Raw genomic sequence first — 20,706 nt, 5'->3', positions numbered from 1 at the left:
CGAGATCAATCCAGAAGCCGGTTGGGGTGCATGCCGTTCACATGGCCCATGAAGGGCGGATGGATCTGATAGCCCAGCAAGGAGGGCAGGGGCGCGTCCAGCGTGCGGACAATGTCTGGCGGGACTGCGAGACTCATAGTCTCCTGAGTGCGCAGCCAGGGCGCGCAGTATTGCGCGGTTAGCGCCAACCGGCCGTCTTGCGTGGCGTTCTCGCCGCCAGCGTGCCAGAGCCCGCCATGAAAGACCAAGGCATCCCCGGGCTCCATGACCGCCGGGCGCCAGACATCGGTTTCAGCCGGTTCGCGATGCGCCGGCCAGAGGTGAGAGCCGGGCCAGGCGCGGGTCGCGCCGTTTTCGCGCGTGAACGGATCAAACGCCCAGATCACCGACAGGCCATGGCGCGCATCCGGACGCATGTCCGGGTAAAAGCCGTCATCGGCATGGGCCATTTGCGGGGTTTCGCCGGGGCCGATATTGATCGCCAGACAGGCCGAGAGCAGAGGCTGTGCATGCAGGCGCGCCTTGAGCAGGCCCAGGATCTGCGGATGGGCGATCAGCGGATCAAGCGCCCGCGTTTTCGCCAGAAGCGCATAGGCGCGCTGGGTGCTGAACCCTTCAAAATTGTTGCGTCCCGTCGGTCCCAGAAGATCGCGCAGGGCGCGCTCGGCGGCCTGGCGCACCTCATCAGACAGAAGGCCTCTCAGGATTACATAGCCTTCCCGGTCATAGGTCGACAGGGTGTTCGAGGCGGGCGCGACGCTGACAGTTTCGGCGCGTTTATGCGTGCCGGCGAGATCCTGGCTGTGAAGATCTGAAGGAGTGTTGAGTATCCTGGTGTGCGCCATCAGATCATGCTCCCAATTCTCAGGACCAGGCTCTGGGCGATGAGGACCCATATGGCCTGTCCCAGTTGCTCGGCGTCCGGGGCGGGGTCATCGAGCAGGGCAAGGGACAAGGCCTGGCGCAGGCCGCCCAGTACGAAGGCGGCGGCGATATGCGGATCAGCCTGGCGCGGCAAATCGCCATCCGCCTGTCCCTGGGCGATATTGTGCGCGCCGCGCGCGATGAGGGTCGCCATGCAATGGGATTCGGCGTGCACGACTGCTGAGGATCGGCCCATGGGCCCGAACAGGGTGCGGGTAAAGGGCTCCTCCACCAGGAAGCGTACGACAGCGCGGACGCGTTGAACTTCGCGCTGACTCCAAGTCTCTCCCCGAAAAGCCTGGTTCGCGACCTGCGCATAGCGGTCATAGAACTCCTCGACGACAGCCGCGACGAGCCCGTCTTTCGACCCGAAATGGTGGTAGGCCAGGCCGGCCGATACGCCGGCACGTGCGGCGATATCGATGATTTCGGCCTGCCCCTGTCCTTCAATCAGGGCGCCGCGCGCCGCATCAATCAGCTTTTCCCGCGTTTTGCGTCCGCGCGAGGTCGGGGCGGTATTGTCATTGGGCGCGTCTGTCGCGCGGGGCAGGGTCGAGGTCATGCACATCTCCTGGCCACAACCTGAATTGAATTCAATTCAAGTGCAAGTCCCTTCTGAGACCGGGTGCGCGCTTCTCGACAGACTTGAACCTGTCCGGACACAGGTATACAGACGCCGCCCTATCGCACATGGCCGATCCCCGGGCGTTTCCGGACGGGCTCTGGAGGTGCGCGGATGATGACTCATATTCGCAATGTCGCCCTGATCTGGGGCGTGCTGTGTCTGGGTCTGGCCGCACTGGCTTTTCTTCACATGCTGGCCTCTCACATCATGGTCCATGACGGGGCGGGCGAGGGCTTTGGCGCCTGCGTGCTGATTTCAGGCTTTATCGGCGGCGTGCTGACGCTGGTGGGATTGGGCGAGCGCGCGCATCTGGGCTTTCGCGGCGCGGTGATCCTGACGCTGGGCGCCTGGTTCGGCTTGCCGCTGCTGATGGCCATTCCGCTGCACGAGGATGCGGTGGGTTTGAGCATCACCGACGCCATTATCGAGACGGTGTCCGGCTTGACCACCACCGGGTCGACCGTGATCAGCAATCTGGAGGCCCAGCCGCCAACGCTTCTGGTCTGGCGCGCCTTGCTGCAATGGATCGGCGGCATCGGGATTATCGGCCTGTCCATCGCCGTGCTGCCCTTGCTGCGGTCAGGCGGGATGCAGCTGTTTCATCTGGAATCCTCGGATCGCTCGCCGGAAAAACTCATTGCCCGTCCCGGGCATCTGGCGGGCGTGATCGCCGGGCTCTATCTGGGGCTCACCTGCCTGTGCGCGCTGGGCTATGTCTTCACCGGCATGGATGGCTTTGACGCCATATTGCATGCGCTGACGACCGTCTCGACCGGGGGGTATTCCACCACCGACCAGTCCATGGGCGGGTTCTCGGCGGGCGCGCAATGGGTGGCGATCATCTTCATGCTCGCGGGCGCGATCCCGTTCCTCGCTTATGTGCGGGCGGTCAGCCGTCATGAAGGTCGCCGTCCGGGCGCCTTTGAAGAGATTGTCGGGCTGCTGGTGATCGTGCTGCTGGCGAGCACGCTGCTGTTCGCGGCGGAGCTGGGCGGACCGCCCGAACATCCCGACGCGGTGCGGCTCGCCGTGTTCAACACGGTCTCCGTGCTCACCACCACCGGATATGCGGCGGGCGATTATCAGCTCTGGGGACCGCTGGCGATGGCGACGATATTCATGCTGACCTTTCTGGGCGGCTGCGCGGGATCGACGGCGGGCGGCTTCAAGGTCTTTCGCATCCAGATCATGCTCAAATCCACCTGGGCGAGCCTGCAGGCGGCCTCTTCGCCGCACGCCATCACCGTGGCCCACCATGCCGGGCGGCGCCTGACGGCGGCGGACAGCGCCTCAGTGGCGCTGTTCGCGGGGCTGTATGTGGCGAGTTTTGCACTGGGCGCGGTGGCGCTGTCCGCTTTCGGGCTTGATTTCCTCACGGCGGTCACCGCGTCCGCCACCGCCATCGCCAATGTGGGTCCGGGGCTCGGGGATGTGATCGGTCCGGCGGGGAATTTTTCTACGCTGCCCGATCCGGCCAAATGGCTGTTATGCCTGCAGATGCTGCTGGGCCGCTTGGAAATCCTGGTGGCGCTCTATGTCTTCACGCCCCGCTTCTGGATGCGCTGAGCCGAACCTGAAGGACTGTCCCATGTCGCTGAACGCCATTGCCCCCTTCGTATTGACTGCGGTTGCGGGCGCCATGGTCGCCGCCCAGCCGGCCTTCAACGGTCAGCTGTCCGGGCATCTGGGCTCACCGGTCCGCGCCGCGCTCGTCAGCTTCACGGCCGGCGCGCTGATCATGCTGGCGACCGTGTCGGTCGTCGCCTATCGCGCGGGCTGGCCCAGCCTGGAGCGGATTGCGAGCACGCCGCCGCATCTGTTCGTCGTGGGCGGAGCGCTGGGCGCGATCTTCGTGACGACCGCGGCCTGGGCGACCCCCAAGATCGGGTCAGGGTCGTTTTTTGCAATCCTGTTCGCCGCCCAGCTGATCGCCGCCATGGTGTTTGATCATTTCGGCCTGTTCGGTCTCGAAGAGCGCTCTGTCACCCTGTTGCGTGTTGTGGGAGCGGGGTTGCTCACCTTCGGGGCCTGGCTGGTGGTCAACAACTAGGACCACGCCCTTGCCATCAGGGCTTTGGCGCCGTACACGAGCGCCCTTCGCAATCTCGATGCGTCCCGGTTGGACTCCGGCCGCGTCCAGGCGACCCAAGAGGATTTCATGAAAGCCCAATCCCAACGCCAGCTGCGCGCCGGCGAGCTCGTGCGTCGCGCGGTGTCGGACATTATCCGTGAAGGTCGCGTGCACGATCCGCACGTGAACACTGCCGCGGTGACCATTACCGAAGCGCGCGTCAGCCCCGATCTGCGTCACGCCACCGTCTATGTGGATCTTCTGGCGGGCGGGGATCGTCAGGCGGCCGCCGATGCGCTCAACCATGGCGCCGGTTTCATCCAGCGCGAGCTGGGCCGTCAGATCGAGCTCAAATTCACCCCCAAGCTGCGCTTCGCCGTCGATGACCGCATCGACGATGTGCGCGAGGTGGATGCGCTTCTGGATCGTCCCAGCGTCAAGCGCGATCTGGAAGACGGGGATGAAGACTGATGGGTCGTCGCAAGAAGGGCGAAAAGATCCATGGCTGGCTCATCCTCGACAAACCGCTGGAGATGACCTCCACCCAGGCGGTGTCAAAAACGCGCTGGCTGCTCAATGCCCAGAAAGCCGGCCATGCCGGCACGCTCGATCCGTTGGCCTCGGGCGTGCTGCCGATCGCCTTCGGGGAAGCGACCAAGACCGTGCCGTTCGCCCAGGAAAGCTCGAAAGCCTACAAGTTCACCCTGCGTTGGGGTCGGTCGACGACCACCCTTGATGCAGAAGGCGAGGTGACCGGCGAAAGCGATGTGCGCCCGAGCCGGGACGCGATTGAAGAGGCGCTGGGCCAGTTCATCGGCGAGATCGAACAGGTGCCGCCCAAATTCTCCGCCATCAAGGTGGATGGCGAACGCGCCTATGATCTGGCGCGTGCAGGCGAAGCGGTGGAGCTGGACTCGCGCCCTGTGCGCATTGACGATTTGCGTCTTCTGGATGCGCCCAGCCCCGATCTGGCGGTGCTCGAGATGAAGTGCGGCAAGGGCGCCTATGTGCGCTCGATTGCGCGCGATCTCGCGGCGGCGTTGGGAGCGGAAGGCCATGTGGCCGCGCTGCGCCGCACCAAGGTGGGACCGTTCAGCGCCGCACAGGCCGTTTCGCTGGACGTTTTTGAGGATTTGGTCCATAAGGGCCAAGCGCTGGAGGCCCTGCTTCCGGTCGAGACCGCGCTGGACGACATCCCGGCGACGGCCGTGACCGAGGACGAGGCGTTTCAGTTGAGGCAAGGACGCTCGATCGTGTTGCCTCCCCGGCGAGCTTCAGAGCTGCGCAATCTTCGCCAACCCCGTGAAATCGCGGGGAAGGACTATTCGAAGGCTGTTGTGGCGATGGGGTCGGACCGGGCCATTGCGATCGGCGAAGCACGCGCGGGCAAATTCTCGCCTGTTCGTGTCTTTCAATGGGATTAGGAGCCCGAACGAACGATGTCGATTACGGCAGAACGTAAAGCCGAACTGATCAAAGAGTACGCCCGGGGTGAAAACGACACCGGGTCGGCTGAAGTGCAAGTGGCGGTGCTGACCGAGCGTATCGCGAACCTCACCGAGCACTTCAAGACTCACAAGAAAGACAACCACTCTCGCCGTGGCCTGCTGAAGCTGGTGTCCCAGCGTCGGCGTCTTCTCGATTATCTCAAGAAAATCGACGAAGCCCGCTACAAGGCGATTGTACAAGCCTTGGGTCTGCGCCGCTAAGCGCAATCCAGAGGAACGCCGGCCGCCACTGGGCGCGCCGGCGTTTCCTTATCCGGCGTTCGCAATCCGGCGACGCCGAATTACGACCGTACGAACGAGAGATACATGTTCGATATCCAAACCGAAACGATTGAATGGGCCGGCCGCACGCTGACCCTCGAGACCGGCCGCATGGCGCGTCAGGCGAATGGCGCGGTGCTCGCCACCTATGGCGAAACCACCGTCCTCGCGACGGCGGTCGCACAAAAAGACGTGAAGCCGGGCGTGGACTTCTTCCCGCTGACCGTCAACTACCAGGAAAAATACTTCGCCGCCGGCAAGATCCCGGGCGGCTATTTCAAGCGCGAAGGCCGTCCGACCGACAAAGAGACGCTGACCTCGCGCCTCATTGACCGTCCGATCCGCCCGCTCTTCCCCAAAGGGTTCAAGAACGACACCCAGGTGATGATCACCGTGCTCAGCCACGATCTGGAAAATGATCCCGATGTGGTCGGCATGATCGGCGCCTCCGCCGCCCTGTGCCTGTCCGGCCTGCCCTTCCTGGGCCCGATCGGCGCGGCGCGCGTGGGCTACAAGGATGGCGAGTACATCATCAATCCGGCCGTGGACGAGATGGACGACACTGCCCTCGACCTCGTGGTCGCCGGTACGTCCGATGCCGTGATGATGGTGGAATCCGAAGCCAAGGAGCTGTCGGAAGAAGTCATGCTCGGCGCCGTGATGGCGGGCCATGAGGCCTTCCAGCCGGTGATCGACATGATCATCCGTCTGGCCGAGAAGGCCGCCAAGGATCCGTGGGAATTCGAGCCGGAAGATCATTCCGACCTCGAAGCCAAGGTGAAGGCGCTGGTCGGCGACGATATCGCCAAGGCCTACACCATCACCAACAAGACCGAGCGTCAGGCGGCGGTCTCTGCGGCGAAAGAGAAAGCCGTGGCCGAGCTGGCCGCGACCGAAGAGAACCCGGACGGCGCCGACATGGTCGTGCTCAAGGACGTTCTCAAGGGCGTGGAAGCCAGTGTCGTGCGCGGCGGCATCATCAAGACCGGCAAGCGCATTGACGGCCGCGCCCTCGATCAGGTTCGCCCGATCGTGTCCGAAGCCACCGTCCTGCCGCGCACCCACGGCTCGGCCCTGTTCACCCGCGGTGAAACCCAGGCGCTGTGCGTGACCACGCTGGGCACCGGTGAGGACGAGCAGTTCATTGACGCGCTGACCGGCACGTACAAGGAACGCTTCCTGCTGCACTACAACTTCCCGCCCTATTCGGTCGGCGAAACCAGCTTCCGTCTGGCCCCGGGCCGTCGTGAAATCGGTCACGGCAAGCTCGCCTGGCGCGCGCTGAACGCCGTGATGCCGAATGCGGAAGCCTTCCCCTACACCGTGCGTCTGGTGTCGGAGATCACCGAATCCAACGGCTCGTCCTCCATGGCGACCGTGTGCGGCGGCTCTCTGGCGCTGATGGATGCGGGCGTTCCGATCACCCGTCCGGTGTCCGGCATCGCCATGGGCCTGATCAAGGATCCTGACGGCGTGGCCGTCCTGTCCGACATCCTGGGTGATGAAGACCACCTCGGGGACATGGACTTCAAGGTGGCCGGCACCGAAGAAGGCGTCACCAGCCTTCAGATGGACATCAAGATCGCCGGCATCACCAAGGACATCATGCAGACCGCCCTGGACCAGGCCAAAGGCGGCCGCATGCACATCCTTGAAGAGATGAACAAGGCGCTTTCGGGCACGCGTGAAGCGCTGAACGAGCACGCACCGAAGATCGAGACCATCCAGATCCCGACCGACAAGATCCGTGACGTGATCGGTTCGGGCGGCAAGGTCATCCGCCAGATCGTCGAGGAAACCGGCGCGAAAGTGGACGTCAATGATGAGGGCCTGATCAAGGTCTCGTCGGTGTCTGCGGACTCCATCAAGGCGGCGCTCGACTGGATCAAGGGCCTGACGGCTGAGCCGGAAGTGGGCGAGATCTACAAGGGCAAGGTCGTGAAAGTCGTCGATTTCGGCGCCTTCGTGAACTTCTTCGGTCCGCGTGACGGCCTCGTGCACGTTTCGCAAATGAAGAATGAGCGCGTGGGTCACCCCAAGGACGTGGTCAGCGATGGCCAGGAAGTCTGGGTGAAGCTGCTGGGCTTTGACGATCGCGGCAAGGTGCGCCTGTCGATGAAAGTCGTCGACCAGGAGACCGGCGAAGAGATCACCGAAGAAGGCGGCGAGGACTAGTCCTCACCCCTCAGATCGCGAGATCACAAGAAACCCCGCCGGAGCGATCCGGCGGGGTTTTTGTGTCACGATCAAAGGGAGGGTTCGGCGCTTGTGAGGGCGTTCTCCACACCCTTACCAATCCGTCATTCTGCGGACAGGCAAAGCTTCGTTATACTCTAACCCGAATGCGAAAATGCAAATCAGGGGAGGGCTTTATGTCCACACTTATTCGCGCCGCGCTGGGCGGGGCTCTGGTGCTGAGCGTCAGCGCCGGCAGCGCCATCGCGCAGGATGGTTATCGTCTGCCGCCACAGGATATCGTTGATATCGTGGATGCGGCGCCGTCGCCCTTCACCACCTTGTCGCCGAACAAGCGTCACCTGCTGCTGCTGGAACGCGAAGGGCTGCCGCCGATTTCGGAAATGGCGCGCCCCATGGAACGCCTCGCCGGCCTGCGCCTGGATGCTGAAACCAATGGCCGTCATGGCCCGCGCAGCATTGTGGGCCTGTCGGTCATTGATCTTGAGACCGGAGAGGAAACCGCGTTCGACACGCCGGATGATGCGGGTCTGTCCGGTTTCACCTGGTCGCCCGATGGCTCCAAGGCCGCCTTCCTGGTCACGACCGAGGACACGATCGGCGTCTGGGTGGCGGACATGACCAATGGTCGTGCCCGCGAAATCATCCCCGAAGGCGTGAACGCGGTCTTCTCCGCGCTCGACTGGATGAATGACAATGAGACGCTGCTGGTGACCCTGGTCTCTGATGATCGCGGTCCGCGCCCTGAACGCGCCCGGGTGCCTGAAGGCCCGGTCATTCAGGACGCCGGTGGCTATGAAGCGCCGGTGCGCACCTATCAGGACCTTCTGGGGGATGCGGATGACGCCGCCCTGTTCGCCTGGCTGGCGGAATCCCAGATCGTGTCGGTGGATGTCACCGCGCGTCGCCTGCGTCCGCGTGAAATCGGAGAGCCGGGCCTTTATTATTCGGTCGATCCGGCCCCGGGCGGCGACTACCTGCTGGTCGATGAGCTGAACGCGCCGTTTTCCTATGACGTGCCGTGGTCCCGCTTCGCCGAAACCACCGAAGTCTGGACAATGGATGGCGCGCTGGTGGCCGAAATCGCCGATCACCCCATTGCCGACGGTGTGCCGATCGGCGGCGTGATCGAGGGGCGCCGGAACATTGAATGGCAGGCCTCTGACGCGGCGCGCCTGATCTGGGCCGAAGCGCTCGATGGCGGTGATCCTCGGGTTGAAACCGATGAGCGCGACAGCGTCTGGGCGCTTGATGCGCCATTTGATGGCGAGCCGGTCGAGATCGCTCGCTTCGAGGATCGCTATTATGGCACGACCTTCACCTCCGAAGGCCAGTTCGGCATGGCGGTGGAATATGACCGCGATACGCGCGTCCTGCGCAACTGGCTGGTGGATTTCGCCGCCGAGGGCGCCGCGCCGCGCCTGTTTGAAGAGCGCTCCATCCAGAACAGCTATGCCGATCCGGGTTCGCCCCTGACGACCCGCAATGGGTTTGGTCAGTCCGTGGCGGCCGTACTGGACGGTCAGATGTATTTCACCGGTGACGGCGCGAGCCCGGACGGGGATCGGCCGTTCCTGAACCGGGTGGATTTCGAGACCTTCGAGACCACCGAGCTGTGGCGCAATTCGGGTGAGAATTATGAGGAGGTCATCGACATCCTGTCGGATGACGGGTCGCGCTTCCTGACCTCTTACGAGGATCCGCAAACCCCGCCGAACGTCTATCTGCGCGAAGGCGATGCGGCGCGGGCGATCACCGCGTTCGAGAACCCCTATCCCCAGCTCAACGCCATCCGCAAGGAGCTGATCACCTATGAGCGCGAGGATGGCGTGCCGCTCTCCGCAACGCTCTACCTGCCCGCCGATTACGAAGAGGGCGACACCCTGCCCTTGCTGATCTGGGCCTATCCGCTGGAGTACAACTCCGCGTCGGACGCCGGTCAGGTGCGCGGCTCGCAATACCGTTTCTCACGCGTGGCGGGCACCAGCCCGCGCTTCATGGTGACCCAGGGCTATGCGCTTCTGGAAAACGCCACCATGCCGATTGTGGGCGATGATCCTGAAACGGTGAACGACACCTTCGTGCACCAGCTGGTCCTGTCCGCCGAAGCGGCGATCAATGACAGCGTGGAGCGCGGCTATGGCGATGGCGAGCGGGTTGCGATCGCAGGCCATTCCTATGGCGCGTTCATGACCGCACACCTGCTGGCCGGGTCGGACCTGTTCCGCGCCGGCATCGCCCGCTCGGGTGCCTATAACCGGACGCTCACCCCGTTCGGCTTCCAGTCCGAACGCCGCACCTATTGGGAAGCGCCGGAATCCTATTACCGGCTTTCACCCTTCATGCACGCCAATGACATTGATGAGCCCATGCTCATGATCCATGGCCAGGTGGACAACAATTCGGGCACCTATCCGATCCAGTCCGAGCGCATGTTCGCGGCGGTCAAGGGCAATGGCGGCACGGCGCGTCTGGTCATGCTGCCGTATGAGAGCCATGGCTATCGCGCGCGCGAAAGCGTGCTGCATGTGCTGGCGGAATCCATCGACTGGCTGGACACATATGTGAAGCCGGAAGAGCCGGTTGTTCCGCATGTGCCTGACCAGGGCGAGCGCGAAGTCGAATAGACTCGCCCTCCCTGCACGATTGAGCGCCCCGTCAGCCTGGCTGGCGGGGCGTTCGCGTTTGAGGCGGAGCCAGACCGGCGGCGCGCTTGATTCAATTGCTGTTAATCCGGGCGCCTGTCAGTATTCCGCTTACCTTCAGTGTTACCACCTTGCGGAGTCCGTATGCGAAATCTGTTGGGTCGTTCTCTTGAAAAACAAGCGCTTGAACAAGCGATCGATGCTGTCGTAACCATTGATCCGAACAACAAGATTGTGTTCTTCAACAAGGCCGCGGAACGCTTGTGGGGCCTGAAACGCGCTGAGGTGATGGGCCAGAACGTCAAGGTTCTGGTCCCGCAACACCTTCAGTCCCAGCATGACGGTCTGGTGAACGCCAACCGCAAGGGCGCAGCGGACAAGATCGTTGGCACGTCACGTGATATTGAGCTCGAGCGTCGCGACGGTTCTACTGTCTGGGTCAATCTGGCCCTGTCGCGGGTGAAGACGGGCTCGAAGGTTTATTACACCGCCTTTGTGAAGGATGTCAGCGCCGAGCGCGAAGCGCGCGAGACGACGCGTCAGATCCTGGATCAGGCGCTCGACGCGGTCGTTTCTATCAATCAGGACAATATCGTCACCTATTTCAACCGCTCGGCGGAACAGTTGTGGGGGTACCGGGCTGACGAAGTGGTCGGCCAGAACGTGAAGATGCTGGTGCCTCGGGAATTCCGCGCCAATCACGACCAGTTCGTCAACGCCAACCGCAACACCGGTCAGGACAAGATCGTGGGCACGTCTCGGGATGTGGAAATCGAGCGTAAGGATGGCGAGAGGATCTGGGCCAACCTGTCGCTGTCAAAGGTGAGGGCGGGCGAGAAGATTTTCTACACCGCCTTCGTCAAGGATATTACCGAACAGCGTCGCAGCCGGGAGACCATTACCCAGACCCTGTCCCAGGCTATTGACCCGGTGGTCACGATCAATGCGCGCAACGAAGTCACCTTCTTCAACGCCGCGGCGGAACGGTTCTGGGGATACAGGGCGGACCAGGTGCTGGGCCAGAATGTGAAAATGCTGGTTCCGGCCGAGATTCGCGACAAGCACGATGGCTATGTGAACGCCAATCGGGAGACGGGCGTGGACAAGATCGTGGGCCGGTCCCGAGAGGTTCTTGTGGAGCGCGCAGACGGTCAGCGGGTCTGGGGCTCGCTGTCGCTGTCCAAGATCCAGGTGGACGGTGAGGTGTCGTACACCGCTTTCGTCAAGGATGTGGACGAGGAGGTGCGTAACCGCGAACAGTTCAAGCTGCTCTCTCTGGTGGCGGACGAGACCGATAACCTTGTCATCATCACAGATGCCAAGGGTTTGATTGAATACGTCAACCCAGGCTTTGAAAAGCTAACAGGCTATACTTTGGACGAGGTGACGGGGCGCAAGCCGGGCGATTTCCTGCAAGGTCCTGAAACCAGTGCGGAGACCCGAGAGAAAATCCGCCAGCAGTTGCATCTGGGCGAGCCGTTTTATGATGAAATCCTGAACTACACCAAGAGCGGTGAACCGTATTGGGTCTCTCTGTCCATCAACCCCGTGCATGACAAGGCCGGGGAGATCACACGCTATATCTCGGTCCAGGCCAATATCACGGAGGTCAAGCTGAAGGCGAAAGAGTTCGAGACGCGTATGGCCGCAATCACCCAGTCCAATGTGGTTCTGGAGTGGGATCCGGACGGCGCTCTAGTGCAAGGCAATGATAATCTGACCCGCATGATGGAGCGGATTGGCCTGCAGGATCGCGCCGCTCTCTCGCTGGATAGACTGTTCGGCGACGAGCAAGTGGAGAAGATGAAGCGTGGAGAGACGGTGACGGACGAGATCATGGTCAGCGGGGCGCATGACTCGGTCTGGATCTCGGGAGCTGTGCAGGTCATCACCGGTTTTGGTGGACGGGTGGAGCGCTTCACGATGTATGCGACGGACTCGACGGCGCAACGCAAGGCGACGGAAGAAACCCGATTCATTGTCAGCGGCGTTCTAAGCCAGGTCAGCAGCATGGCTGAAAGCCTGCGCGACATTTCCGAGCAGACCAATCTGCTCTCGCTGAACGCTAGTATCGAGGCGGCCCGCGCTGGCCAGCACGGCGCCGGTTTCGCCGTGGTGGCGACCGAGGTGCGCGAGCTGGCGGACCGGTCGTCCAAGTCCACCGACGAGATTGCCCGTGTCGTGGTGTCCACCCAGGCCAAGCTCAACGAACTGGAGCAGGGCAAGGCGCTGGACAAGGCGTCCTGATCACGTGCGGTCCATGAAAAACCCCGCCGGATTGCTCCGGCGGGGTTTGTCTGTGCCAGCTGGCGGGCTCTAGAAGCTCGCCTGGACGCCCAAGGCGAACACATTGGTGTTCGCATCACTTTCCGACCAGCTCTCGCCGGTGGGCAGATTGCCGCCGGACAGGAAGTTGAGCGGCACCCAGCCTTCGGTGCGGATCAGCTCGCCGAACAGATTGACCGACGGGCTGATGAAGTACGAACCGCCCAGAACCCATTGGTCCTGCTTCTCCCACGGTGCGCCGTCATCACCGGAGATGAAGCGGCTGAATTCGAAGGACACGGCGAAATCCTCGCTCGTGGTCACATCAAACCAGTAACGGCCGCCCAGGGTGAAGGATTCCGGCGCCACAGCCTCGAAACCGGCATAGATCGGCGCCGGCGAGGCCGTGCCCGGCCAGTCCTCGGTGGTCCGGGCGTATTCGCCCAGAAGGTCCAGACGTCCCAGATCGGCCTGGCCATAGATCGCCCAGCCGGGATTGTTGTCGTCGCACGGATTGAAGTGGAAGACCGGATAGGCTTGGCAGTAGGCGGTGGCTTCAGTGTAGCTCGCGCCCGCCATCAGGGTGCGGTCATCGCCCAGATCGGCGGTGTAGTTCACATCCACGGCGAAGTTGTTCACGCGGCTGGGGACATTGGTGTCCTCGACCGGCGCGTTATGGGCGCGGAATTGCGAACCGCCCTGGATCGCCATGGCGCGCACATGCAGACCGTTATTGTAGTAGCCGACCATGCCGCCCGTCGCGAGACCGGCGAAGGCGTGCCAGTTGGTGGAATTGGTGAACGGGCTGACGGTGTCATTGAGGCCGAACGGCGTGTCCATCTTGCCGATCGCGGCGTACCAGGGCGTCCGCTCGAGATCGCCGAACAGCACAAAGGCGCGGCGCAACTGAACCTGGTTGCGATTGAGATCGGTCAGCGTGCCCGAACCGAAGCTCTGCTCGGGATCATAGAGCATTTCCGAGTACAGAGTAATGGAGTCCGTCATCCGGCCGGTGACGGCCAGCTGGGCGGAGTGGACCACGAATTCAGACACCGTCTCGCCAATCTGATTGGCCGAGGTGGGGTGACGCATCAGCCAGCCGAACTTGGTGTTGGAATTGCTTTCCTGATAGTTCGCCAGCGCCGTCACATTGCCGCTCAGGGTGACGCGACGATCAAGATTACCCTCTCGAGCCGCATTCAGAATGGTCAGCGGCCGGGTGTTCACACCCTCGGCGTGATCAAGAATATCGTAGCCGTATTCAGGGCTGATCCCCACCAGGTTCTGGTGGAAATCATCGCCGTGATGGTCGGCCTGCTCACCGCCATGGTGATCGCCGCCATGGTGGCCGCCCTGATGATGGGCGGTCTGCACAGGCGCATCGCCATGATGGCCTGGAGCCGGGTGCGCCATGGACGGTGCGGCGGGCGCCTCAGCGTGCGGCAGCAGGCCCTGGGCCTGCATGACGTCAAGCAGCTGGCGGTTCATGTCTTCAAGTTGTTGAACGCGCGCTTCGAGCTCCTCGATGCGCGAATCATCCTCGGCGAGGGCCGGCGCGGCCAGGCCGAGCGAGAGCAGGCTGACGCCTGCAATCAGTCCGAATTTCATGGATCTGTCCCCAGATAGTGTGTGCTGGCGCTGTCCCGTGCGCCAGATGCGAAGGGCCTACAGCTTCTGGGGTTAATGCAGCATTAAGAATTATGACAATTGTCTAGACATGACTGCGATATCCGCGACTGACCGGCAGGACCTGTCCGTCTGACAGGCGCGCCTCAGCATAGCCGTCACCGGTGGGCACGAGCTCCCGGATTGCAGACCGGCTGGCCATGTGAGAGCGATGCAGGCGCACCGGGTCGGCGCCGGCGGATTGCAGCAGGCTGATCAGACGGGTCAGGGTCATCCGGGCCAGATGGGCGCCGGCGCCGGTTCGCACCTCGACATAGTTTCCAGCCGCGCTGGCGCTGAGGATGTCGCGCGCGGGCAGACGGATCTCGCGTCCTCCGCATCGCAGGGTGATGACATGATCGGTGCGGGCGTCTTCACGCGTCGCCTTGAGGCGCTGGCGGGCGTCTTCCAGCTCCCGGAACATGGCCAGGATCGCGAGCATGAGCGCATAGGAGAGCATGTCTTTCCTGAACTCATAGCCAAACTCGCCCAGAAACCCGCCATAGCTCTCGTAGGCGAAGCCGAACAGCGGCGGCCAGAGCGCGACGCGCAGCCCGTTCATCACGCTCACATGGATGAGGGAGAACACCAGGACGCCGGCCGCATGCACAGGCAGGGCGGTGCGCCAACGCTCGAGCGAGACCGGAAAGCGTCGCTCCAGCAGCGCGATCGGGACAAACAGGGCCAGAATGACAAGATTGCTGGTGCCTTCTAGCATCAGCGCGCGCACCCATACCCCGCTTTCTCCGGCGCGGCGCCATTCCTCGGCGGCGGACAGGCCGTTCACCAGCCAGAAGCCCAGCGTGCCCAGCAGGTAAAACAGGAAAGCAAAGCGCAGAACGCGGCGTTCGAGATCAGGCGTTGTCATGGCGTGATCATGCAGCGCCCGGGGCGCGGGGGCCAGCGCAAGGCGCCGTCATTCATCCCTGATGCGCTGCACTTCGTCCCCCGGGCGCCGAGGCTGGTCCCTGCGGTCCGTATTCCGCCCCGTCCGCGTCGCGCACACGGGGCGACGCCGGCAAAACCTCTCCTTGATCAAATGGGAGATCCGCCATGACTGAAACCGGCCCGCGCGCGCCCGTCTCGCCAACCCGACGCCACGATCTCGACTGGCTGCGCATCATCGCGTTCGGCTTGTTGGTGCTGTACCATGTGGGCATGTTCTACGTGCCCTGGGACTGGCACGTGAAAAGCGTTCATGCGGGTCCGGGCGCGGAACCGCTGATGAGTCTTCTGAACCCCTGGCGGCTCTCGCTCCTGTTCTTCATTTCCGGGGTGGCCTTCCGCTATCTGCACGACAAGTCAGGCGGGCTGACATTCGCGGGCGAGCGCACGCTCCGGCTTCTGCCGGTGCTTGTCTTCGGCATGATCGTCGTGGTGATGCCCCAGACCTATTTCCAATTGCGCGAAATGGGGGAGATCGAGCCGGGCATCCTGGCGTTCTGGCCGCGCTACATCATGGATTGGGAGATCGCCGGCATCGCCGTGCCGACCTGGAACCATCTGTGGTACGTCGCCTATCTGTTTGTCTATGCGCTGATGCTGGCGCCGTTGATGGGCCTGCTCAAAGCCTTCGGACGCGGCCCTGGTGCGGCGCTGTCCCGGCTCTGGGACAGCCGGTTCGGACCGGTCGCCCTGATCGCGCTCGGATTTGCGCCCATGATGGTCTATCGGGTGTTTCTGGTTCCCCATTTTGAAACCACGCACAATCTGACCTGGGACTGGGCGAACCACGCCATCAGCTTCACCTATCTGCTTTATGGCGTCTTCGCCGCGAAATCCGAGCGGTTCTGGTCCGCGATTGACCGCGCCCTGCCGCTGGCGCTGGGTCTGACGGTCGTACTGGGCGCGGTGCTGACCCCGGCCTGGGCGCTGTGGTGGGATCAGATCGCCGAGCATGAGGTCGTGCTCTGGCTCGCCCGGGCGGGCCGGGTGCTCTACGCCTGGACCATAATCATGACGCTCTTGGGGCTGGCTCGGCGCCATCTCACCGGAGACGGGCCTGTGCGGCGCTATCTCACCGAAGCGATCTTTCCGGTCTATATCCTGCACCAGACGATCACGGTCTCGGCGGGCTACATGCTGACGCGCATGGGCCTGGATGTGTGGACCGAATTCGTGCTGGTCACCGCGATTACCTATGGCGGCGCATTTGCGGGCTTTGAGCTGATCCGGCGCATCAAGCCGTTGCGGCCCCTGTTTGGCCTCAAGCTCTAGGGGGTTTCGGCCTGTTGGCGGCGGGCGCGATCCTCGCGGACGAGTTTGAGCGCGATCCGCGGGGCGTCCCATAGCGAGGGCAAGAGCATCAGCGAGACCGGCGCGCCGGTGATGACGATGAATTGCTGCAGCTTGGACACGGCCCCGCCGCCGCCGCCGGCGGTGACCAGCGCGATCGCCATGGCGGCCATGACCAACCCCCAGAAGGCGCGCATGCCGCTGGTGGGCTCGCCGCGCTTGTCCAGCGCGCTGGAGATGGCGAAGGTCATGGAATCCCCGGTCGTGGCGACGAACACCGTGGTCAGGACCAGGAACAGGATCGACACCGGCAGGGCCAGCGGCAGGTTCATGGTGATCGCCAGCAGGGCGGCGGGCAGGTCAAAGCCTTCAAAGGCGTCCGAGATCACGCCTGGATCCGCCTGTTCGAACGCCAGACCCGATCCGCCCAGAATGGTGAACCAGAAATGGGTGGCGACCGGCGCCAGCACGGACAGGGTCAGGATGATGGAGCGGATCGACCGGCCCCGCGAGATCCGGGCGATGAAGATCGCCATCATCGGGCCATAGCCGATGAACCAGGCCCAGAAGAACAGGGTCCAGCCGTTCAGCCAACCGCTTTGCCCGAACAGGCCGGCGCCATCGCGCTGCAGAGCGATGGTGAAGAAGTCGCTCAGATAGGTCCCCATCCCGCTCGCAAAATGGCGCAGGATGAAGCCGGTGGGTCCGGCGAACAGGATGAAGACCAGCAGGACGCCGGTCAGGATCACGTTGAAGCGGCTGAGAATCTGGATGCCGCGCGACAGGCCGGTCAGCGCCGAACCGATATAGATCATCGCCAGGGCGATGATGACGCCAATCTGGGTGGGCAGGCCGCTTGGGAAACCGAACAGGCTCGACAGTCCGGCGCTGACCTGCAGGCCCAGAAAGCCGATCGGGCCCACGGTCCCGGCGATCACCCCTATCAGGGCGAAGGAATCGGCGATCCCGCCCAACGGGCCATCGGTCAGTTTCCGGCCCAGAACCGGGTAGATCAGGGTGCGCGGCGCCAGGGGCAGGCCCTTGGCCTGCTCGTAATACATCAGCATAAGCGCGCTCAGCGCGCCCAGCACCGCCCAGGCGGGAAAGCCCCAGTGCAGGAAACTCTGGGCCAGCGCGGCGTTGATGGCGGCTTCACCTTCGATCCCGGCTTCGGTGAAAGGGGGCGGCGTCAGGTAATGGGCCAGCGGCTCGGCGGCCGCCCAGAACACCCCGCCCGCGCCCAGAAGGGTGCAGGCGATCATGGCGGCCCATTGGAAATAGGGAAATTCGGGCGTGTCGCGTCCGCCCAACCGGATGCGTCCGGCGGGCGAGAGCGCAATCGCCAGGCCGACAAAGAAGATCGCCGGCAACAGGATTTGCCAGTACAGCCCGAAGACCTGTCCGACCCAGCTCGACCCGGCGTCCACCAGATCAGACAACAGGCCCAGATCGAAAAGCGCCAGGGCGCAGAAGGCCAGGCAGAAGCCGGCGGTCACCACAAAGACGCCGGCGCGGGTATGCCTCAGGGCGCGAGCCATCATCTCGGTCATGCGTCCATCTCCTCGGTCGTGCGAAAATCAAGCGGTCTTCGCATTTGCCCAAAGGGAGTCAGATGACGCCGGACAAAGGCTCGCGCCAAAGGGCGGGATAGGCGTTACTCGTCGATGTCGGGTACGGCGACGGCGTGGAAACCGGCGTCCACGTGCAGGATTTCACCCGTGCACGACTTGCCCAGATCACTCAGCAGGTAGAGTGCGGAGCCGGCCACGCCTTCCATGGTGGTGTCTTCCTTGAGCATGGACCAGTCCTTGCCGGTTTTCATCAGGGTGCGGCCGCCCGAAATGCCCGCCATGGCGAGGGTGCGCATCGGACCGGCCGAAATGGCGTTCACGCGGATGCCTTCAGGGCCCAGATCGCGGGCGATATAGCGGGTGGAGGCTTCCAGCGCGGCCTTGGCGACGCCCATCACATTGTAGTTCGGAACAACGCGTTCGGAGCCCAGATAGGTGAGCGAGACCATGGCGCCGCCGCCCTCTTCCTTGGACGGCATCAGCGCGCTGGCGCGCTTGGCGGCGTCCACGAAGGAAAAGGCGGAAATATCCATGGCGCGCTGGAAGCCCAGGCGCGTCGTGTTGTGGGTGAAGCTGCCCTGCAGCTCGTCCTTGCCGGCAAAGGCGATGGCGTGGACGAGGAAGTCGAGCTTGCCCCATTTGTCTTCAATGGTCTTGAAGCAGGCGTCCATGGACTCGTCATTGGTGACGTCGGCGGTCACCATGAACGGCTCGTCCCCGAGGCTCTCCACCAGCGGACGCACGCGCTTTTCCAGCGCTTCATCCTGATAGGAGAAGGCGAGCTCGGCGCCCTGGGCGTGCAATTGCTGGGCGATGCCCCAGGCGATGGAGTTCTTGTTGGCCACGCCCATGATCAGGCCGCGTTTGCCCTTCATCAGCGTGCCGGTCGGAAACTCGTTATCGGCCATGGCCGTCCCCTTCTATTCGGTGAGGGCGCCAGGTTTGACTGGCGCAAACTGGATGGACGGCGCAGCGCGGTGACCCGCTTTGCGCCCGGTGTCTGGTGCGCTGATAGCGCACACCGGGCCGGGGTGTCGAGATTGACTAAGACGTGATACCCGACACAGCGTTTTGGCGTTGGTTAAACTTTAGCCGTCATGTCAGAGTATGCACGGGGTCGGCGACTGAGCGCCGGGTGGGCGCGTGTCGCAAGTCAGGACTATTGAGGACAAGCATGAAAGCCACTCCAACGCCGCGTTCGGTCGCCATACCGAAGCGCATTGGCAATCTGGACTGGGCGAGTGTGTTCGCCGCCATCATCTACCCGGCCCTAGGCGTCCTGGGCCTCGTCATCGCCTTCACCCTCGGGCTCTTGCTGAACGGGCTGACCCTGCACTGGTGGTATCCGGTGCTGGCGCTGTTTGTGGGCGCAGTGACCCTGGTGATCTGTAATTTCGGGATCGGCGTGCTGCATCGCGTCTGGCAGCACAAGGCGGGCGAACTCAAAGCCCCTGCGCAGATCCTGACCGCCATCAACTGCGTCATCGCCATGCAGGGCAAGCTCAAGGACTGGGTGAACTATCACTCCCAGCACCACCGCCTGTCCGACAAGGCCGGTGATCCGCACAACCCGCATGAGAGCAAGATGTGGGCCTGGATGGGCTGGCTGATCTTCCGTGATCCCAACGATCTGCAACGTCCGACCGCCATGTGGCTGAAGGATCTCAAGACCGTGCAGATCCTCGACCGGCACTATTCGCTGATCACGCTGGGCGTGCATCTGATCCTGCCGGCGATCATCTATCTGGCGGTCTGGGCCCTGGGCGGTTCGCTGCTTCTGACCTTCATCCTGCACGCCTCCGCCGTGACGGCGCGCGCGATCCAGTTCCACGCCACCATTCTGGGCGTGAACGTGTTCGGTCACCTCAAGACCCCGCGCTGGGCGGATTACCTCCTGGCGATCCTGACCGGCGGCGAGGCCTTCCATGATCACCACCATGACGAGCCGGTCAGCGCGCTGCACCTGCCGCGTCGGGGCGTGATCAACCGGTTGCTGGACTATAACGGCACCATCTTGCTGGTGTTCGAGAAGCTGCGCTGGGCGAGCGATCTCAAGATCGCCCCGCAATTCAGCGTTCCGGCGCGCATCACCGCGGCCTAGGAAAGCTATCGTTAACCCCAGCTTCACGATGGGGGCGGTCTCCTGAACAAAGCGGGCTAGGGTTCCACCCGGCCCGCAGCGTCAGGAGGGGAAGATGCCGCGCGAAATGTCGATCCTGTTTGTGTGTACCGGTAATATCTGTCGGTCGCCCACCGCCGAGGCGGTGGCCAAGGCGATGGCGGAGAAGCTGGGCAAGGATCTGGTGCTTGATTCAGCGGGCACCGGGGATTGGCATGTGGGCGAGCGCCCCGACCCGCGCGCGATCAAGGCCGCCGAGGCGCGCGGCTATGACCTGTCGGGCATCACCGCCCGCGCGGTCACCGATGATGACTTCATCCGCTTTGACCATCTGATCGCCCTGGATGACAGCCACAAGCGTTGGCTTATGGAGGCGCGCAGCGCCCGGCAATTGCCCGAAACCAAGATCTCGCTGCTGATGGACTGGTCGGTGGGCCTCGCCCGCACCTCGGTCCCCGACCCGTATTATGGCGACGAGACAGATTTTGAAGCCATGCTCGACCTGATCGAGAAGGGCTGTCAGGGACTGGTCGGACGGGTTTGAGGGGGTCATGGGTCCCCGGGTCAAGCCCGAGGACCGAGAGCAGAGCGCTTAAACTTTTCGGCCTTCGGACTTGATCC

The 20,706-nt window shown here is 63.3% G+C and carries 17 protein-coding genes; 11 read left to right on the top strand and 6 right to left on the bottom strand.

Going from position 1 to position 20,706, the window contains the following annotated elements:
- Positions 1–5 precede the first annotated feature (5 nt).
- Positions 6–845: a phytanoyl-CoA dioxygenase family protein gene (locus RBA95_RS01090; protein ID WP_306014933.1), complete on the bottom strand. Its 840-nt coding sequence runs from the start codon at positions 843–845 to the stop codon at positions 6–8.
- Positions 845–1,486, bottom strand: coding sequence for a TetR/AcrR family transcriptional regulator (locus RBA95_RS01085; protein WP_306014931.1), 642 nt, complete (start codon positions 1,484–1,486; stop codon positions 845–847). The genes RBA95_RS01090 and RBA95_RS01085 overlap by 1 nt, the downstream gene beginning before the upstream one ends.
- A 174-nt stretch (positions 1,487–1,660) precedes the next feature.
- Here RBA95_RS01085 and RBA95_RS01080 point away from each other — a divergent pair, with 174 nt between their 5' ends.
- From RBA95_RS01080 to RBA95_RS01045, 8 genes are all read left to right on the top strand, one after another.
- Positions 1,661–3,115: a TrkH family potassium uptake protein gene (locus tag RBA95_RS01080; RefSeq protein WP_306014930.1), complete on the top strand. Its 1,455-nt coding sequence runs from the start codon at positions 1,661–1,663 to the stop codon at positions 3,113–3,115.
- Between the two features lie 22 nt (positions 3,116–3,137).
- Positions 3,138–3,599: a DMT family transporter gene (locus RBA95_RS01075; protein WP_306014929.1), complete on the top strand. Its 462-nt coding sequence runs from the start codon at positions 3,138–3,140 to the stop codon at positions 3,597–3,599.
- 24 nt (positions 3,600–3,623) lie between these two features.
- On the top strand, positions 3,624–4,091 hold the full coding sequence (gene rbfA, locus RBA95_RS01070) for a 30S ribosome-binding factor RbfA (RefSeq protein ID WP_371933565.1): 468 nt from the start codon (positions 3,624–3,626) through the stop codon (positions 4,089–4,091).
- A complete protein-coding gene (gene truB, locus RBA95_RS01065) occupies positions 4,091–5,044 on the top strand; it encodes a tRNA pseudouridine(55) synthase TruB (protein ID WP_306014928.1) in 954 nt (317 codons plus the stop codon). Before rbfA ends, truB begins: the two co-directional genes overlap by 1 nt.
- A gap of 15 nt (positions 5,045–5,059) precedes the next feature.
- Positions 5,060–5,329: a 30S ribosomal protein S15 gene (rpsO, locus tag RBA95_RS01060; protein ID WP_306014927.1), complete on the top strand. Its 270-nt coding sequence runs from the start codon at positions 5,060–5,062 to the stop codon at positions 5,327–5,329.
- Between the two features lie 105 nt (positions 5,330–5,434).
- Positions 5,435–7,564, top strand: a complete 2,130-nt coding sequence (pnp, locus tag RBA95_RS01055) for a polyribonucleotide nucleotidyltransferase (RefSeq protein WP_306014926.1) — start codon at positions 5,435–5,437, stop codon at positions 7,562–7,564.
- A gap of 197 nt (positions 7,565–7,761) precedes the next feature.
- Positions 7,762–10,212: a prolyl oligopeptidase family serine peptidase gene (locus RBA95_RS01050; RefSeq protein WP_306014925.1), complete on the top strand. Its 2,451-nt coding sequence runs from the start codon at positions 7,762–7,764 to the stop codon at positions 10,210–10,212.
- A 162-nt stretch (positions 10,213–10,374) separates the two neighbouring features.
- Complete coding sequence (locus RBA95_RS01045) at positions 10,375–12,477, top strand: PAS domain S-box protein (RefSeq protein WP_306014924.1); 2,103 nt, start codon at positions 10,375–10,377, stop codon at positions 12,475–12,477.
- Between the two features lie 69 nt (positions 12,478–12,546).
- Here the strand turns inward: RBA95_RS01045 and RBA95_RS01040 are convergent, their stop codons facing one another.
- Both RBA95_RS01040 and RBA95_RS01035 read right to left on the bottom strand, forming a co-directional pair.
- The gene (locus RBA95_RS01040; RefSeq protein WP_306014923.1) at positions 12,547–14,103 is read right to left on the bottom strand and encodes a porin; all 1,557 of its coding nucleotides are present in this window, start codon (positions 14,101–14,103) and stop codon (positions 12,547–12,549) included.
- A gap of 103 nt (positions 14,104–14,206) precedes the next feature.
- Positions 14,207–15,028: a LytTR family DNA-binding domain-containing protein gene (locus RBA95_RS01035; protein WP_306014922.1), complete on the bottom strand. Its 822-nt coding sequence runs from the start codon at positions 15,026–15,028 to the stop codon at positions 14,207–14,209.
- Positions 15,029–15,213: 185 nt separating this feature from the next.
- Here RBA95_RS01035 and RBA95_RS01030 point away from each other — a divergent pair, with 185 nt between their 5' ends.
- On the top strand, positions 15,214–16,377 hold the full coding sequence (locus RBA95_RS01030; protein WP_306014921.1) for an acyltransferase family protein: 1,164 nt from the start codon (positions 15,214–15,216) through the stop codon (positions 16,375–16,377).
- Here RBA95_RS01030 and RBA95_RS01025 read toward each other — a convergent pair.
- Positions 16,374–17,945 (bottom strand): BCCT family transporter, encoded by a 1,572-nt coding sequence (locus RBA95_RS01025; protein WP_306014920.1) that lies wholly within the window; start codon positions 17,943–17,945, stop codon positions 16,374–16,376. The genes RBA95_RS01030 and RBA95_RS01025 overlap by 4 nt on opposite strands.
- 104 nt (positions 17,946–18,049) lie before the next feature.
- Entirely contained in the window at positions 18,050–18,874 is an 825-nt protein-coding gene (locus tag RBA95_RS01020; RefSeq protein WP_306014919.1) for an enoyl-ACP reductase, read from the bottom strand.
- A 266-nt stretch (positions 18,875–19,140) separates the two neighbouring features.
- On the opposite strand from RBA95_RS01020, the gene RBA95_RS01015 reads away from it, so the two are divergent.
- Positions 19,141–20,067, top strand: a complete 927-nt coding sequence (locus tag RBA95_RS01015) for an acyl-CoA desaturase (protein ID WP_306014918.1) — start codon at positions 19,141–19,143, stop codon at positions 20,065–20,067.
- A gap of 94 nt (positions 20,068–20,161) precedes the next feature.
- A complete protein-coding gene (locus RBA95_RS01010) occupies positions 20,162–20,629 on the top strand; it encodes a low molecular weight protein-tyrosine-phosphatase (RefSeq protein ID WP_306014917.1) in 468 nt (155 codons plus the stop codon).
- The last annotated feature ends 77 nt before the right edge of the window (positions 20,630–20,706 follow it).

Origin of the sequence: Oceanicaulis sp. MMSF_3324, assembly GCF_030733545.1 — a bacterium.
In the GTDB taxonomy this organism is placed as follows: domain Bacteria; phylum Pseudomonadota; class Alphaproteobacteria; order Caulobacterales; family Maricaulaceae; genus Oceanicaulis.
This window is presented reverse-complemented; position numbering and strand designations above follow the sequence as displayed.

Excerpts from the sequence above, each read along its gene's own strand:
- RBA95_RS01090 (WP_306014933.1), bottom strand. The coding sequence starts at position 845 with ATGGCGCACACCAGGATACTCAACACTCCTTCAGATCTTCACAGCCAG.
- RBA95_RS01085 (WP_306014931.1), bottom strand. The coding sequence starts at position 1,486 with ATGACCTCGACCCTGCCCCGCGCGACAGACGCGCCCAATGACAATACC.
- RBA95_RS01080 (WP_306014930.1), top strand. The coding sequence starts at position 1,661 with ATGATGACTCATATTCGCAATGTCGCCCTGATCTGGGGCGTGCTGTGT.
- RBA95_RS01075 (WP_306014929.1), top strand. The coding sequence starts at position 3,138 with ATGTCGCTGAACGCCATTGCCCCCTTCGTATTGACTGCGGTTGCGGGC.
- truB (WP_306014928.1), top strand. The coding sequence starts at position 4,091 with ATGGGTCGTCGCAAGAAGGGCGAAAAGATCCATGGCTGGCTCATCCTC.
- rpsO (WP_306014927.1), top strand. The coding sequence starts at position 5,060 with ATGTCGATTACGGCAGAACGTAAAGCCGAACTGATCAAAGAGTACGCC.
- pnp (WP_306014926.1), top strand. The coding sequence starts at position 5,435 with ATGTTCGATATCCAAACCGAAACGATTGAATGGGCCGGCCGCACGCTG.
- RBA95_RS01050 (WP_306014925.1), top strand. The coding sequence starts at position 7,762 with ATGTCCACACTTATTCGCGCCGCGCTGGGCGGGGCTCTGGTGCTGAGC.
- RBA95_RS01045 (WP_306014924.1), top strand. The coding sequence starts at position 10,375 with ATGCGAAATCTGTTGGGTCGTTCTCTTGAAAAACAAGCGCTTGAACAA.
- RBA95_RS01040 (WP_306014923.1), bottom strand. The coding sequence starts at position 14,103 with ATGAAATTCGGACTGATTGCAGGCGTCAGCCTGCTCTCGCTCGGCCTG.
- RBA95_RS01035 (WP_306014922.1), bottom strand. The coding sequence starts at position 15,028 with ATGACAACGCCTGATCTCGAACGCCGCGTTCTGCGCTTTGCTTTCCTG.
- RBA95_RS01030 (WP_306014921.1), top strand. The coding sequence starts at position 15,214 with ATGACTGAAACCGGCCCGCGCGCGCCCGTCTCGCCAACCCGACGCCAC.
- RBA95_RS01025 (WP_306014920.1), bottom strand. The coding sequence starts at position 17,945 with ATGACCGAGATGATGGCTCGCGCCCTGAGGCATACCCGCGCCGGCGTC.
- RBA95_RS01020 (WP_306014919.1), bottom strand. The coding sequence starts at position 18,874 with ATGGCCGATAACGAGTTTCCGACCGGCACGCTGATGAAGGGCAAACGC.
- RBA95_RS01015 (WP_306014918.1), top strand. The coding sequence starts at position 19,141 with ATGAAAGCCACTCCAACGCCGCGTTCGGTCGCCATACCGAAGCGCATT.
- RBA95_RS01010 (WP_306014917.1), top strand. The coding sequence starts at position 20,162 with ATGCCGCGCGAAATGTCGATCCTGTTTGTGTGTACCGGTAATATCTGT.